Source organism: Paracoccus gahaiensis (genome assembly GCF_005048225.1).
GTDB lineage: Bacteria > Pseudomonadota > Alphaproteobacteria > Rhodobacterales > Rhodobacteraceae > Paracoccus > Paracoccus gahaiensis.
In genome coordinates this window covers 25,638-41,423 of record NZ_SUNI01000014.1, presented here as the reverse complement: position 1 = coordinate 41,423, position 15,786 = coordinate 25,638, and the positions used below count along the sequence as shown (strand labels likewise).

Here is a 15,786-nt window from a genome sequence, read left to right as displayed (position 1 = left end):
GAGGGACAACATGCAACGCAGAACACTTCTGGCCACCGCCTCGGCGCTGATCATGGCGCTGGCCGCCCCGGCCCTGGCGCAGGACGAGCCGCTGAAGGTCGGCTTCATCTATGTGGGCCCGGTGGGCGACGGCGGCTGGACCTATCAGCACGATCTGGGCCGCCAGGCGATCGAGGCCGAATACGGCGACCGGGTCGAGACCACCTTCATCGAAAGCGTGCCCGAGGGGGCGGACGCCGAACGCGCCCTGACCCAGCTGGCGCTGGCCGGGAACGACATCATCTTCGCCACCAGCTTCGGCTTCATGGATCCGGTGATGAACGTCGCGGCCAAGTTTCCCGACGTGAAGTTCGAACATGCCACCGGCTACAAGCGCTCCGACAACGTCGCCACCTATGACGCGCGCTTCTACGAGGGCCGCGCCGTGATCGGCACCATCGCGGGCCGGATGACCGAATCCGACATCATCGGCTATATCGGCTCCTTCCCGATCCCCGAGGTGATCCAGGGGATCAATTCCAGCTTCATCCATGCCCGCAAGGTGAACCCGGACGTGCAGATGCGCGTGGTCTGGGCCTATAGCTGGTTCGACCCCGCGAAAGAGGCCGAGGCCGCCTCGGCGCTGCTGGCCGAAGGCGTGGACGTGATTTTGCAGCACACCGACTCGACCGCGCCGCTGGCACAGGCGCAGCAGGCGGGCGCCATCGGCTTTGGCCAAGCCAGCGACATGGCGGCCTTCAAGCCCAGCCCCCGCGTGGCCTCGATCATCGACGAATGGTCGCCCTATTACATCAAGCGCGTCGGCGCGATGCTGGACGGCACCTGGGAAAGCGGCGCCAGTTGGGCCGGGATCGGTGACGGCGAGGTCGTGATCGGCGAGATCACCGACGCCGTCCCCGCCGAGGTCAAGGCCGAGGCCGAGGCCCTGCGCGACGCCATCGGCGCGGGCGAGTACCACCCCTTCACCGGCCCGCTGAACAAGGCCGACGGCTCGGTCTGGCTGGCCGAGGGAGAGACCGCCTCGGACGATGACCTGCAGTCGATGAACTTCTATGTCGAGGGCATCACGGCGCAGATCCCGCAATAGATCCGGCCGACCCCGGCCCGGACCCCCCGACCATCGATGGCCCGCGCCGCGCGCGGGCCATCGGCCCCCCGACGATCCCTTTCCTCATCCCGCGGTTCCCATGAAGCTTTTCCCTCTCTCGTCGCTTCCCAAGCGGGCCTATCGCCTTCTGCCGCGCCTCTGGACCTCGGGGCTGGATCTGGTCCAGCAGCGCCGCCACGGCGGCGATCGCCCCCCCGCCCGGCTGGACGTGATGACCGCGATCGGGGGCAATGACGCGGATGTGCTGCAGGTGCTGCTGCTGTCGCTGTCCGAGGCCCATCCCCGGGACCGCATCACCTTCTGGATGTTCTACCTGGACCTTGGCCCCGCGAAGCTGGCCTCGCTGACCGCCTTCTGCGAAGGGCTGCCGAACCTGACCCTGCAGCTTGTCCGGGTGCCCGAAAAGGCGGATTTCGCCCTGCTGAGCAAGCTGGGCGGGCGGCCCTTCGGCGCGCGCTTCCTGTGGCTGGCGGCGCATCTGCATCTGCCGCCCGAGATGTCGCGGATCATCTATCTGGACCCTCTGGACATGATCGTCACCGACGATCTGCTGCCGCTGCTGCATCAGCCGTTCTTCGGCCGCTATCTGGTGGCCTGCCGTGAATATCCCCATCGCCCGCCGCTGATCTCCCGTCCCGCCCGGCAGGCCCATGCGCGCGGCGCCTCGGCCGAAAAGCTGCAGCGCATGTCCTGGGGCATCGTCAACAGCGGCGCGATCGTCCTCAACCTGGACAAGTTCCGGCGCGATGGCGTGACCATGGCCCACTATGTCGAGGTCGGCCGTTGGGCGCAGGAGATCGGCCTGTCCTTCGGCGATCAGGGCCTGTTCTCGCTGACCCATGGCAGCGATTACACGCAGACCCATGACCGCTACAATCTGCGCTTTCACGATGCCGGGCGGCGGGACCGCACCCTGCCGCCTGCGGTGATCCATTTCGCGGGCCGCATCCCCAAGCCCTATCACCTGCGCCTGACCTCGGAGCAGCAGCAGCAGGTCCTGGACCATCTGGCCCGCACCGGCCTGCCCGCCCTGCCGCTGAACGCGCATCAGACCCTGAAGCCCCATGATCTGGACTATTACCGCCAGTGGTGGGACGTCTGCGCCCGCACGCCGGTCCATGCCCGCGTCGCGCCGATGGCCGCCGATTATGCCGCCCGGGTCCTGGCCGAGCAGGGCGTGGACGCCCCGCCCGAGGCTGCGCCCCTGCCCTGAAGCCCCCTCTCAGCCCATCCGCTCGCTGGCATAGCTGCCGGGCGAGGGCGGAAAGACGACCGTCTTGGCGGCGTTCAGGAACACCCGCCCATGGATATGCGCATGGACCGCGCGGGCCAGCACCTGCGCCTCGACATCGCGGCCCAGGCTGACGTAATCGCCCGGCGATTGGGCATGGGTGACGCGCACGGTGTCCTGTTCGATGATTGGGCCCTCGTCCAGATCGGCGGTGACGTAATGGCTGGTCGCCCCGATCAGCTTCACGCCGCGTTCATAGGCCTGCTTGTAGGGATTGGCGCCCTTGAAGCTGGGCAGGAACGAGTGGTGGATATTGATGATCCGCCCCGACATCTGCTGGCACATCCGGTCCGACAGCACCTGCATGTAGCGCGCCAGCACGACCAGCTCGGCGCCGCTCTGGTCGATGACCTCCATCTGCTGCGCCTCGGCCTGCGCCTTGGAGGCGGCATCGACGCGGATCATGTGGAAGGGAATGTCGTGGTTCACCACGACCTTCTGATAGTCGTGGTGGTTCGAGATGACGCCCACGATCTCGATCGGCAGCGCGCCGATGCGCCAGCGATACAGCAGGTCGTTCAGGCAATGGCCGAAGCGGCTGACCATGATCAGCACCTTCTTCTTGACCGCATCATCGGTGACCCCGACCTCCATCCCGAAGCGGGCGGCGATGGGGGCAAAGCCCGCGCGCAGGTCGTCCAGGCCCGCCGGCCCCTCGGACCGGAAGCTGACGCGCATGAAGAACCGCCCCGTCTCCACGTCGTCGAACTGGGCGCTGTCGGTGATGTTGCACTGGGCCTCGGCCAGAAAGCCCGAGATGGCCGCGACGATGCCGCGGGTCGAGGCGCAGGTCACGCGCAGGGTATAGGTCTTCATGCGTCGGTCGTCCCTTCATTGCCGGGGGGCGCAAGGACCTCGGCCCTGCGCCCCCCGGACATGTCGACCGATTGCCGCAAAAGGGCAATCACATTCGCGACCGCCAAGGCGCGGCCTGCGACATCAGGCGGCCGGCAGACGCGCCTCGACCATGCCGGCATACCAGCTGGAGCCCGCCGGGATCGCCTCGTCGTTGAAGTTGTATTCCGGGTGGTGGACCATCGCGGTGTCGCCATTGCCGACCCAGATATAGGCGCCGGGGCGTTCGTTCAGCATATAGCTGAAATCCTCGCCCCCCATCATCGGCTGCATGTCCATGTCCACCCCGCCCGAGATCTGGCGGGCGACATCCGCCGCCCAGTCCGTCGCCTGCGGGTCGTTCATGGTGACCGGATAGCCGCGCTGGTAGTCGACATGGGCAGTGGCGCCCATCGCGGCGGCCATGTTGGTGGCGACGCGGGTGATGCCCTCCTCCAGCTGGTCGCGGACATGGGGCGCCAGGCTGCGGGCGGTGCCGCGCAGCTTGACCACTTGCGGGATGACGTTGTGCGCCGTCGAATCCGTCGAGACCACGCAGACCGAGATCACCGCATTGTCCAGCGGGTCGATGTTGCGCGCGACGACCGATTGCAGCGCCACGATGATCTGCGCCGCCGTCAGCGTGGTATCGATGCAGGAATGCGGCTTGGCGGCATGCCCGCCCTTGCCGGTCACGGTGATGTCGAACTGGTCGGCCGCCGCCATCATCGCGCCGGGCCGGATCGAGAACTGGCCCACCGGCATGCCGGGCATGTTGTGCATGCCGTAGAACTCGTCGATCTTCCAGCGGTCGACCAGACCGTCCAGCACCATCGCCTCGCCGCCCGCGCCGCCCTCTTCGGCGGGCTGGAAGATGACGACCGCGGTGCCGTCGAAATTGCGCGTCTCGGCCAGGTACTTGGCCGCGCCCAGCAGCATGGCGGTGTGCCCGTCATGGCCGCAGGCATGCATCGCGCCAGGCGTCTTCGAGGCATAGTCGACGCCCGTCTGTTCCAGGATCGGCAGCGCGTCCATGTCGGCGCGCAGGCCCACGACCCGGCCCGTGCTGTCCGTGCGACCCTTGATGACGCCCACCACGCCGGTGCGCCCCACGCCCTCCGTCACCTCGTCGCAGCCGAACTCGCGCAGCAGCTGGGCCACGCGGCCCGCCGTCCGGTGGACCTCGTACAGAAGTTCGGGATTCTCGTGAAAGTCGCGGCGCCAGGCGGTGATCTCGGGCAGCAGTTCGGCAAAGCGGTTCTTGACGGGCATGATGGTCTCCTTCGGGCGCAGGGTGGCGATTTCCTGCACGGTCTGCAAGAGGGCGGGCCGGGCTTTACAGGTCCGGCCCCAGGCGGACGGGCGATCCGTCCGAAAAACGGGCAAAGCGGAAACGGCTCAGATCATGAGCCGAGGATCGGCCCTGCATCATGTCGGCCATGACCCGCCCCACCCCCGGGCCGATGCCGAAGCCGTGGCCCGAGAGGCCCGTGGCGATGAAGAACCCGCCCAGGGGCGTCTGGTCCAGCACCGGCACCTGGTCGGGCAGCGTGTCGATCATCCCGGCCCAGGCCGCGCGGATGCGGGGGCGGCCGATCTGCGGGAAGGCCGCGCCGAAATCGTCCTGCAGCCGCACGACGCGCGCGCTGTTGGGCGCGGGCGAGAGGACCCGCATCGCCTCGAAGGGCGAGGGCGCGTCGGGCCGCCAGCGCCGCCGGGTGGTCCAGGCATCGGGATAGCCCTTGGGCGCGGCACCCTGCAGCCGAGTCAGGCGCAGGTCGCGGCGGATCATCGGCAGATAGGCCCGCATGTGGCGCAGCGCCGCCGGGCCGATCCAGAAATCATGCGCCATGCCCGGCGCCAGCGTATAGCCGCCATCCGTGCGACGGCGGAAGGCGAATCTGGAATCGGTGGCAGCGCCTGACCAGAACTCGGGCAGCGCGTCGGTCGCGGCGACGGTGGCGCGCACCGACAGCTGCGGCAGGGCCAGCCCGGCATTGCCGGCGAACAGCCCCGACCACGCGCCCCCCGCCAGCAGCACCCGGTCGGTGCGGATCGTGCCGGCCTCGGTGACGACCCCGGCGACGCGCCCATCCTGCAGGTCCAGCGCGCGCACGGCGCAGTGCTCGCGGATCACCACGCCCTCGGAGGCAGCCAGCCGGGCGATGGCGGGCACCGCCTGCCTCGGCTCGGCCCGCATGTCCGAGGGGGTCTGCAGCGCCCCGGCCCAGCCCGCCCGGTGGGGCAGCATGTCGGCCAGCGCCTGCCGGCCGATCACCCGGCTGTCCAGCCCATGCGCGCGGGCGATGTCCAGCCAGCCCTCGTAGCGTGCCATCGCGGCCTCGTCGGGGGCGAGGAAGCTGACCCCGCAGGTCGCCAGCCCCAACTGGTCGCCCAGTTCCTGTGCCAGCGAGGACCACAGCCGCCGCGCGTCCAGCATCACCGGGATCTCGGCCTCGTCGCGGCCCTGCGCTCGGATCCAGCCCCAGTTGCGGCTGGACTGCTCGCCCGCGATCACGCCCTTCTCGCACAGCACCACCCGCAATCCGTCGCGCGCGAGATAAAGCGCCGTCGTCACCCCCGCGATGCCGCCGCCGATCACGACCACATCCGCCGCCTCGGGCAGATCGGCCCGGTGCACGGGGGCCGTGTCGGGACCGATCGGCGGCGCCGGCCTCATGAATGGGTGACCGGATCGACCAGCACCCGGTGCCCCGGCGCGACCTCGCGATAGACCGAGGGCCGGGCCACGTAGTCCACCGGGTGCATGGGCGAGGGGATGGGCCGGAAGGACAGATCCTCGCTGATCTTCTTCTGGCGCGGATCGGCCACCGGCACGGCCAGCATCAGCTGGCGGGTATAGCTGTGCTGCGGGTTCTCGAAGACCTGCGCGCGGGTGCCCATCTCCACGATGCGGCCCAGATACATGACGCCCACATGATGGCTGACGCGTTCCACCACCGCCATGTCATGGCTGATGAACAGCATCGAGATGCCCAGATCCTGCTGCAGCTCCATCAGCAGGTTCAGGACCTGCGCCTGCACCGACACGTCCAGCGCCGACACGGCCTCGTCGGCCACGATCAGCTTGGGGTTCAGCGCCAGCGCGCGGGCGATGGCGATGCGCTGGCGCTGGCCGCCCGACATCTCGTGCGGATAGCGGCGCATGTAGCTGCGCGGCAGCTCGACCCGGTCGAACAGCGCGGCGATCCGGTCCTGGCGTTCGGACTTGCTGCCGATGCCGTAGTTCTCCATCGGCTCGGCCACCTGGTCATACAGCTTCATATGCGGATCGAGGCTGGCGAAGGGGTCCTGGAAGATCATCTGCATGTCACGCCGTGCCCGGCGCAGATCGCGCTGCGACAGCCCGATGATGTCGGTGCCGCCCAGATCGACGGTGCCCGACTCGGGTTCGACCAGCCGCAGCAGCGACCGCCCGCAGGTCGATTTCCCGCAGCCTGATTCGCCGACCAGAGACAGCGTCTCGCCGGAATTGATGGTGAAACTGACATCCTCGACCGCATGGACGCGCGCCACGGTGCGCCGCAGGATGCCGCCTTTGACGGCAAAGCGCGTGGTCAGGTTCCGCACCGTCAACAGCGGCTTGGGATCCTTGACGATGATCGGCTCGGGCGCGCCCTGGCTGCCGTCGCTCATCAGGCGCAACCGCTCGGGCGCGGGTTTTCCGGTCATTGCCCCAAGGCGCGGCACGGCGGCCAGCAGCATCTTGGTGTAATCCATCTGCGGGTTCTCGAAGATGTCGACGGCCGAGCCCTCTTCGACCTTGTCGCCGCGATACATGACCACGACACGATCTGCCATTTGCGCGACCACCGCCATGTCATGAGTGATGAAAAGAACGGCAATCTGCTTTTCCCGCTTCAGACGGTCGATCAGCGCCAGAATCTCGGCCTGAATCGTCACGTCCAGCGCGGTGGTGGGCTCGTCGCAGATCAGCAGGCGCGGCTCGCAGGCCATGGCGATGGCGATGACCACGCGCTGGCGCATGCCGCCCGACAGCTCGTGCGGATACTGGTCCAGCCGGCGTTCGGGTTCGGGGATGCGGACCTGGCGCAGGATCTCCAGCGCGCGGGCGCGGGCCTCGTGTTTCTTCAGGCCACGATGGGCGATCAGCCCCTCGACCAGTTGATCTCCCACGGTAAAGACCGGGTTCAGCGCGGTCATCGGCTCCTGGAAGATCATGCCGATCTGGTTGCCGCGGATGGTGCGCATCGCGGCGCTGCCCTGGGTGGCCAGATCGACCACCTGACCGTCACCCCGTTCGAACATCAGCCGCCCGCCCGCGATGGTGCCGCCGCCGAACTCGACCAGCCGCATCAGCGACAGCGAGCTGACCGACTTGCCCGACCCGGATTCGCCCACCACGCAGACGCATTCGCCCGGCTTGATGGTGAAGCTGACATCCCGCACGCCGACCACGATCCCGTCGCCCGTTTCAAATTCGACGCGAAGTTTCTCAATGGAAACAAGCGGTTTTTCATCCAGCATGGCAGGCCCCCGGAAAGATCCAAGACGGCAGGCTAGCGGCTGCCCTGGAAGAGGTCAAAGGCGAAACCGCGCCCGGCGCGGCGCGCGAAGGGACTTGCGTTTCGCGCGGGCTTCGTTCGATGATGCCGCCATTCCGCAGGGATGACGACGACACGAACCCCGCCCGGACACCCGGGATGACAGACAAAAAACCGGCCCCAGAATGGCCGGAGGTGGCGTGGACCCCCCCGCGGGCCGCTCGACCAACAGGAGAGATGAATGAAACTGAGAACCGTTCTGATGGGCGCCGCCGCAAGCATGGCGATGGCCCCCGCCGCCCATGCCGAGCGCGGCAGTGACGGACAACTGGGCATCGTCATGTGGCAGGCGCCCTCGACGATGAACCCCTACCTGTCCGGCGGCACCAAGGAGGTGATCGCCGGCAGCCTGGCGCTGGAACCGCTGGCCGGCTTCGATGCCGAGGGCGCCATCTATCCGCGCCTCGTGACCGAGATCCCGTCGCTGGAGAACGGCGGCATCTCCGAGGACATGACCTCGGTCACCTGGACGCTGCGCGACGACATCACCTGGTCGGACGGCACGCCGCTGACCGCCGAGGACGTGGTCTTCACCGCGGACTATTGCATGGACCCCGATGGCGGCTGCTCGCAGCTGGCCAAGTTCGAGGGCATCACCGCCGTCGAGGCGGTCGATCCGCAGACCGTGCGCATCACCTTCGCCTCGCCGCGCCCCGATCCGTTCTCGGCCTTCGTGGGCTCGCAGTCGCCGATCCTGCAGAAGGCGCAGTTCGAGAACTGCATGGGCGCCAATGCCCCCACCTGCACCGACCAGAACTTCGGCCCGATCGGCACCGGCCCGTTCCGCGTCACGCAGTTCCTGACCAACGATACGATCAGCCTTGAGGCCAATCCCGAATATCGCGACCCGGCCAAGCCGGCCTTCGCGACGGTGCTGGTCAAGGGCGGCGGCGATGCGGCGGGTGCGGCGCGCTCGGTCCTGGAAACGGGCGAGTTCGACTATGCTTGGAACACCCAGCTGGCCCCCGACGTCATCGCCGGCATGGAGGCCGCGGGCCTGGGCCAGGTCTCGGCCGCCTTCGGCAGCCTGGTCGAGCGCATCCACGTGAACCTGACCGATCCCTCCTCGTCCCTGCCCGAGGGCGAGCGCTCCACCGCCGCCCATCCGCATCCCTTCCTGTCGGACCCCGCCGTGCGGCAGGCCCTGTCCATGGCCATCGACCGCGAGCTGCTGGTCGAGATCGGCTACGGCACCTCGGGTCAGGCGACCTGCAACTATGTCCCCGCCCCGGCGGCCTGGGCGTCGGACAACACGGATTGCCTGACCCAGGACATCGAGGGCGCCAACGCCCTGCTGGAAGAGGCCGGCTGGACGATGGGCGGCAACGGCATCCGCGAGAAGGATGGCGTGCAGCTGAACATGGTCTTCCAGACCTCGGTCAACGCCGTGCGCCAAGACTTCCAGGCGCTGATCAAGCAGTGGTGGTCCGAGATCGGCGTCGAGACGGAACTGAAGACCGTCGATGCCTCGGTCTTCTTCGGCTCGGATGCGGGCTCGCCCGACACGCTGCAGAAGTTCTATGCCGACGTGCAGATGTATGCCGACAACTTCGACGGCAACAACCCGGCCCCCTATCTGGCCAAGCACACCTGCAACAAGGCCCCCTCGCCCGCCAACCAGTGGCAGGGTGAAGGCATCAGCCGCTTCTGCGATCCCGAATACGACCGCATGGTGTCGGAACTGGACGGCATCATCGACGCGGACGAGCGTGCGCAGATGGGCCGCACGATGAACGACATGCTGACCAAGGACAGCAACGCGATCATCCCGCTGGTCTATCGCGGCACCGCCTCGGCCCATGCCAACGCGCTTGGCGGCGTGCAGCTGAACGCATGGGACAGCGAGATCTGGAACATCGCGGACTGGACCCGCGTCGCGCCGTAAGACGTCCCGCCGCCCCGGCGCCTGTCGGTCGGGGCGGCCTCCTTCGTCGTCGCAGCCGCGTGACGGAAGGACGGACCCGCCCGCATTTCCACGGATCGAGGCACCATGCTGAGTTTCACCCTGCGCCGGCTGCTGCTGGCCATTCCAACCCTGCTGTTCATCTCGCTGGTGATCTTCCTGCTGCTCGAGGCGTCGCCGGGCGACCCCCTGGGCGACGTGCCCCTGACCGTGCCGCCCGAGGTTCGCGAACGCATGCGCGCCGCCCTGGGCCTGGGCGAGCCCTGGCCCGTCCGCTACCTGCTGTGGCTGAAGCAGTTCTTCTGGGTCGAGCCGCTCTACTGGACCGACCGCTGGTTCGGCACAGATTTCAGCCAGGGCGCGCAGCGCATCATCAGCTTCCAGTCGCGCAGCCCGGTCTTCGACGTGATCGCGCAGCGCATCCCGCAGACGCTGACCGTGGTGGGCATGTCCTATGTGGTGGGCATCCTGATCGCCATCCCGATCGGCATCCTGTCGGCCTATCGGCAATACAGCTGGTTCGACCAGATCGGCACCTTCATCTCGATGATCGGCTTCTCGATGCCGACCTTCTTCACGGGGGTCGTGCTGATCATCATCTTCGCGGTGAACCTGCAGTGGTTCCCCTCCGTCTACAACACCACGCTGGAGGTGAATGACTGGGACAGCTTCCTGCAGCAGGTCCGCCAGATGGTGATGCCGGTGACGGTGCTGGCGCTCTACAACGCGGCGCAGATCAGCCGCTTCATGCGCTCGTCCATGCTGGACAACCTTGGGCAGGACTATGTGCGCACCGCGCGGGCCAAGGGCCTGTCGGAACGCAAGGTCGTGCTGAAGCACGTGCTGAGGAACAGCCTGATCCCGGTGGTGACGGTCATCGCGCTCGGCCTGCCGGCGGTCTTCGGCGGTGCGATCATCACCGAGCAGGTGTTCCGCGTGAACGGGCTGGGACAACTGCTGATCTCGGCCATCCATGCCAACGACATTCCCATGGTGCTGACGCTGACCTTCATCTTCGCCATCCTGATCGTCGTCTTCACCCTGATCGCAGACATCCTCTACGGGGTGCTGGACCCGAGGATCCGCTATGACTGACACCAACACCCCCGAAGAGCGCGTCCGCGCCCTGCATGCCGCCGCCGGCAACGCGGCCACCCCCGAGGCCGCCAGCCCGCCCGTCGTGCCCCCCGCGGCAGCCGACGCGACGCGCAGCCAGTGGTCCGATGTCTGGCGCCAGTTCCGCAGCCATCGCGGCGCGATGCTGGGGCTGGTGATCTTCGTGTCGATCCTGCTCTTCGTGTCGGTGGGCCCGCTGATCTGGACCACCGATCCGACCTTCGTGGACATCCGCGCCCGCAATTCCGGCTTTTCGGCGTCCCACCCCCTGGGCACCGACCAGCTCGGCCGGGATCTTCTGGCGCGGCTGATGGCGGGGGGGCAGGTGTCGATCGCGGTGGGCCTGACGGCGATGATCATCGCCATCACCCTGGGCAGCCTGATCGGCGTGATGTCGGGGTATTTCCGCAGGCTGGACGGCCCGCTGATGCGCCTGACTGAGCTGTTCCTGGCCCTGCCGCTGCTGCCCCTTCTGCTGCTGATGGTGACCCTGTTCCGCGAAACGCTGTCGCAGACCTTCGGTCCGGCTCTGGGCATCTTCTTCCTGATCGTGACGGCCATCGGCGCGACCAGCTGGATGCAGGCGGCCCGCATCGTGCGCGGCGAGGTGCTGGGCCTGAAGGAGCGCGAGTTCATCCTGGCCGCCCGCTCCATCGGCACGCCGGCGCACAAGATGATCACCCGCCACATCCTGCCCAATGTGCTCTCGCCGATCATGGTCGCCGCCACCCTGGGCATCGCCACCGCGATCATCACCGAATCCGCGCTCAGCTTCCTCGGCCTCGGGTTCCCGCCCGACTTTCCCACCTGGGGCCGGCTTCTCTTCGACGCGGTGGACCAGATGGTCCTCTACCCCTGGCGGGTGATCTTTCCGGGCCTGCTGATCTCGCTGACCGTGCTCTGCGTCAACTATATCGGCGACGGGCTGCGCGACGCCATGGATCCGCGCATCCGGGGCCGCTGAGGGGGGCCAGCCCCCCGTCGCCTGACGGCGACCCCCCCGGGATATTTGGGCCAAGATGAATGCGTGCGGATTTCATCTTGGCCCAAATATCCTCGGGGGGTGAATTGGCCGAAGGCCAAGAGGGGGCGCGAGCGCCCCCTTTCTGCGCTCAGTAGGCCTGACCGCCGCTGCCTGCCGGCAGGGCGCCATAGGGCAGCCAGATCGTCTTCTGCCGCGTCGCGTGGTGCAGGAAGGTCTCGCCCTGCGCCCGGGGTCCCGTCCAGTCGCGCGCGGGAACCGGCCAGACCGGCGTCAGGGTGTGGCTGGCGGCGCGGTCGATCGCCGCAAGTTCCTCGGCCGCCCCGGCATGCCAGACGGCCGAGACCTCCTCGTGGCCGGCCAGATGCGGGGACAGCTCGGCAGCCGCCCCGGTCACGACATTGACCACCCCACCCGGCAGGTCGGAGGTGTCGAAGACCTGGCACAGGTCCATGACCGGCAGAGGATCGCCCGGGGACGGGATCGCGACAACGGCATTGCCCATGGCGATGGCCGGCAGCACCAGCGACAGGAACCCGGCAAGGGGCTGGCTCTCCGGGCAGGTGATGCCGATGATGCCATGGGGCTCGGGGATCACCGTCACCAGATGGCCGGGCTTGGCTTGGACCGTGCGGCCGTCGAACTTGTCGGCCCAGGCCGCATAGTGGAAAGCGCGGGCCAGAGCGGCCCCGACCTCGGCGGGGCTGGTGCGGGCGGCGAACTCGTCGCGCCGGGCGGCCAGGTTCTCGGCGATGAAATAGAGGACCTGCGCGCGGGCGTGACCGCCCATCGCCGCCCATTTTCCGGCCTTGGCGGCGGCCTCGACTGCGTTGCGGATGTCCTTGCGGCTGCCCTGGGGCGCCAGCCCTCCGGGCACGGCATACATCGCCCCGCCATCGGGCCGCTTCTGGGCGCCGCCGATATAGAGCTTGGCGGTGCGGTCGATCGCGGGCGGGGCGGCCTTCGGGGCCGGGGACGCAGGGGTGGTCATCGGCGCGACCTTGGGGCCGGCCAGATAGTCCCGCATCCCGCTATGCCCGCCCTCGCGGCTATAGCCGCTGTCGCGCATTCCGCCGAAGGAGGCAGCGGCATCGAACATGTTGGCGCCGTTGATCCAGATGACCCCGGCCTTGATCCGCGCCGCCAGATCGGTGGCCACCGTCGCACTTTCCGACCAGACCGAGCCCGCCAGCCCATAGCGGGTGGCATTGGCCAGCTCGATCGCCTCGTCGGCGGTGCGAAAGGTCGACAGCGTCGCGATGGGGCCGAAGATCTCCTCGACCATGCCCGGATTGGCGGGGGCGATGTTGCGCAGATAGCCCGGCGCGATGAAGCAGCCATCTTGCGGCTGGCCGCCGACCAGCTCGGCCCCGGCCTCGACCGCCGCCTGGCAGATCGACAGGATGCGGTCCTTCTGCACCGGATCGACGATGGCGCCCAGATCGGTGGACTTGTCCAGCGGCGCGCCGACCCGGAGCCGCGCCATGCGGGCACGCAGCAGCGCCTCGAAGCGGGGCGCCACGGCCTCGGCCACCAGGATGCGCGAGCCGGCGCAGCAGACCTCGCCCTGGTTGAACCAGATGCTGTCCACCACGCCCTCGACGGCGGCGTCCAGGTCGGCATCCTCCATCACCACGAAGGGCGACTTGCCGCCCAGTTCCAGCGTCAGGCGGCGCCCCGTCCCGGCCAGCGCCAGCGCGATGCCGCGTCCCACCTCGGTCGAGCCGGTGAAGGCGATCTTGTCAACCTCCGAGGCGACCAGCGCCGCCCCCGTCACCCCGTCGCCGGTGACGATGTTGACGACGCCCGCGGGCAGGCCGATCTCTTGGCAAATTTCAGCAAAGGCCAGGGCGGTCAGGGGCGTGTATTCGGCAGGCTTCAGCACGACCGTGTTGCCGGCGGCCAAAGCGGGGGCGATCTTCCAGGCCAGCATCAGCAGCGGGAAATTCCAGGGGATGATCTGGCCGCAGACGCCCAAGGGCGCATGGCCCGGGAACTGGCTGTCGCGCAGTTCGGCCCAGCCCGCATGGTGGTAGAAATGCCGCGCGACCAGCGGCACGTCGATGTCGCGCGCCTCGCGGATCGGCTTGCCATTGTCCAGGGTCTCCAGCACCGACAGGAAGCGTTCGCGCTTCTGCACATGGCGGGCCAGCGCGTACAGATAGCGCGCGCGCTCGGTGCCCGACAGGGCGGCCCATCCGGGCTGGGCAGCGCGGGCAGCCGCGACGGCGGCGGCCACATCCGCCTCGCTGCCCTGCGAGACCCGGGCGAGCACATCGCCGGTCGACGGGTCGCGCGTCTCGAAGGTCGCGCCGACATCGGTAAAGGCGCCGTCGATGAAATGACCGAAGCGCCCTTGGGCGGCCAGCCAGTCGCGCACCGCGCTGCTGTCCTCGACGGAGGGGCCGTATTCCATGGTTTCCATGATCTCGCTCACTCGGCTCATCGGGACCTCAGGCTGGCGCTAGGCGGTGGGAGGCCGCATAGCGGCCCGTGACATGGTGGCTGATCTGACGCTCGATGTCGCCCAGCAGGCTGCTGGCGCCGATCCGGAAGAGGTCCGGGGCCAGCCAGTCGCGGCCCAGCTCCTCGGCCATCAGCACCTGCCAGCTGATCGCATCCTTGGCGGTGCGCAGGCCGCCTGCGGGCTTGAAGCCCACTTTGACGCCGGTGCGGGCGTGGTGGTCGCGGATCGTGCGGCACATGACCAGGCTGACGGCCAGGGTGGCGTTCACGCCCTCCTTCCCGGTCGAGGTCTTGATCCAGTCCGCCCCCGCCTGCATGGCGACATGAGAGGCGCAGGCGACATTCTCCAGCGACTTCAGATCGCCGGTGGCGAGGATCGCCTTCATCCGCGCGGTCCCGCAGGCCTCGCGCATGGCGCGCAGCTCGTCGTAAAGCGCGATCCAGTTAGCCTGCAGGACATGGGCGCGGGTGATGACGATGTCGATCTCGTCGGCGCCCTGATCCACGGCATAGCGGATCTCGGCCAGCCGCAGGTCCAGGGGCATCAGCCCTGCCGGAAAGCCGGTGGCGACGCTGGCCACGGGGATGCCGCTGTCCCCCAGGGCGCGCTTGGCGGGGGCGACCATCGTGGGATAGACGCAGACCGCGCCGGTGGTCAGGCCGGTGACGCCCACGGCCTGCAGCAGCTCGGGCGCGATGGGCTGGCGGGCCTTGGCGCAGAGCCGGGCCACGCGGTCGGGCGTGTCGTCGCCCGCCAGCGTGGTCAGGTCGATGCAGCGTACCGCGTTCAGCAGCCAGGCGGCCTGGTGGTCCTTCTTGAGGCTGCGCCGCGCGGGCAGGGTCGCGGCGCGACGTTCCACGGCGGGAGTGTTGATGCGGATCCCCTCGAACCAGTCGGGGCGCAGGTCGGTGCCGGGATTGGTCATGCGCGGCCCCCCCGGCGCGGCATCCCGCGCTGGCGGAACTGCCCCCACATGCGCCAGACCAGCACAAGCAGTGCCAGCAGGACGGCGCAGATGATCATCGCCGCCCAGTTCAGCGGCCGGTCGTCCGGCCCCGCGACGGTGTTGATCGAGATGGCGTTGGGATAGGTCGACATCCAGGGCAGCCGCCAGCCATAGGCCGTCACGCTGACCCAGATCGGGCTGGCGGTGCCCGATTGCAGGTTGGTCGCCTCGGCCTGCAGGTTGGCGCTGTCATATTTGAAATAGGGCGGCCAGACCCAGCCCGTATCCTCGTTGCGATAGACGAAGACGCTGCCGCCCGGGCGCACCGTGTCGATGAAGCGCACGTCGCGCTGGCCTTGGGCGTTCTCGACCGTGCCGGTGCTGTCCGAGGCCCAGAAGATCGTTGCCGAGGGCGGGATCTCGGTCAGCCGGTTGTAGGTGTTGGAGATCCTGACCGTGTTCTTCGAGGGCAGCGTGTAGTCCAGCAGGGCAAAGATGAGGACGCCGAACAGGACCCCGATGACGACGCGCAGATAATACATGAACAGGCAGC

The 15,786-nt window shown here is 68.4% G+C and carries 12 protein-coding genes; 5 read left to right on the top strand and 7 right to left on the bottom strand.

Going from position 1 to position 15,786, the window contains the following annotated elements:
- Positions 1-10 precede the first annotated feature (10 nt).
- Both FA743_RS13835 and FA743_RS13830 read left to right on the top strand, forming a co-directional pair.
- Positions 11-1,087 (top strand): BMP family ABC transporter substrate-binding protein, encoded by a 1,077-nt coding sequence (locus FA743_RS13835; protein ID WP_136886695.1) that lies wholly within the window; start codon positions 11-13, stop codon positions 1,085-1,087.
- A gap of 100 nt (positions 1,088-1,187) precedes the next feature.
- Positions 1,188-2,321 (top strand): glycosyltransferase, encoded by a 1,134-nt coding sequence (locus FA743_RS13830; RefSeq protein WP_169308890.1) that lies wholly within the window; start codon positions 1,188-1,190, stop codon positions 2,319-2,321.
- 9 nt (positions 2,322-2,330) lie between these two features.
- Here FA743_RS13830 and purU read toward each other — a convergent pair whose 3' ends face one another.
- The 4 genes from purU to FA743_RS13810 form a co-directional block, all read right to left on the bottom strand.
- On the bottom strand, positions 2,331-3,215 hold the full coding sequence (gene purU / locus FA743_RS13825) for a formyltetrahydrofolate deformylase (RefSeq protein WP_136886693.1): 885 nt from the start codon (positions 3,213-3,215) through the stop codon (positions 2,331-2,333).
- 123 nt (positions 3,216-3,338) lie between these two features.
- Entirely contained in the window at positions 3,339-4,505 is a 1,167-nt protein-coding gene (locus FA743_RS13820; protein WP_136886692.1) for a M20 aminoacylase family protein, read from the bottom strand.
- A 64-nt stretch (positions 4,506-4,569) separates the two neighbouring features.
- Positions 4,570-5,913: an NAD(P)/FAD-dependent oxidoreductase gene (locus tag FA743_RS13815; RefSeq protein ID WP_136886691.1), complete on the bottom strand. Its 1,344-nt coding sequence runs from the start codon at positions 5,911-5,913 to the stop codon at positions 4,570-4,572.
- Positions 5,910-7,742, bottom strand: coding sequence for an ABC transporter ATP-binding protein (locus FA743_RS13810; protein ID WP_136886690.1), 1,833 nt, complete (start codon positions 7,740-7,742; stop codon positions 5,910-5,912). The genes FA743_RS13815 and FA743_RS13810 overlap by 4 nt, the downstream gene beginning before the upstream one ends.
- Positions 7,743-8,000: 258 nt before the next feature.
- On the opposite strand from FA743_RS13810, the gene FA743_RS13805 reads away from it, so the two are divergent.
- The 3 genes from FA743_RS13805 to FA743_RS13795 all read left to right on the top strand — a co-directional run bounded on the left by FA743_RS13805 (position 8,001) and on the right by FA743_RS13795 (position 11,802).
- Positions 8,001-9,704 (top strand): peptide ABC transporter substrate-binding protein, encoded by a 1,704-nt coding sequence (locus tag FA743_RS13805; RefSeq protein WP_136886689.1) that lies wholly within the window; start codon positions 8,001-8,003, stop codon positions 9,702-9,704.
- Between the two features lie 105 nt (positions 9,705-9,809).
- Complete coding sequence (locus tag FA743_RS13800) at positions 9,810-10,817, top strand: ABC transporter permease (RefSeq protein WP_136886688.1); 1,008 nt, start codon at positions 9,810-9,812, stop codon at positions 10,815-10,817.
- The gene (locus tag FA743_RS13795) at positions 10,810-11,802 is read left to right on the top strand and encodes an ABC transporter permease (RefSeq protein ID WP_136886687.1); all 993 of its coding nucleotides are present in this window, start codon (positions 10,810-10,812) and stop codon (positions 11,800-11,802) included. The genes FA743_RS13800 and FA743_RS13795 overlap by 8 nt, the downstream gene beginning before the upstream one ends.
- A gap of 148 nt (positions 11,803-11,950) precedes the next feature.
- On the opposite strand, the gene FA743_RS13790 is transcribed toward FA743_RS13795, so the two are convergent.
- From FA743_RS13790 to FA743_RS13780, 3 genes are read right to left on the bottom strand one after another with little or no spacing between them, the layout of a single operon-like run.
- A complete protein-coding gene (locus FA743_RS13790; protein WP_136886686.1) occupies positions 11,951-14,266 on the bottom strand; it encodes an aldehyde dehydrogenase family protein in 2,316 nt (771 codons plus the stop codon).
- A 7-nt stretch (positions 14,267-14,273) separates the two neighbouring features.
- Positions 14,274-15,212 (bottom strand): deoxyribose-phosphate aldolase, encoded by a 939-nt coding sequence (deoC, locus tag FA743_RS13785; protein ID WP_136886685.1) that lies wholly within the window; start codon positions 15,210-15,212, stop codon positions 14,274-14,276.
- Complete coding sequence (locus FA743_RS13780; RefSeq protein WP_136886684.1) at positions 15,209-15,775, bottom strand: DUF1523 family protein; 567 nt, start codon at positions 15,773-15,775, stop codon at positions 15,209-15,211. Before FA743_RS13780 ends, deoC begins: the two co-directional genes overlap by 4 nt.
- Positions 15,776-15,786 lie beyond the last annotated feature (11 nt).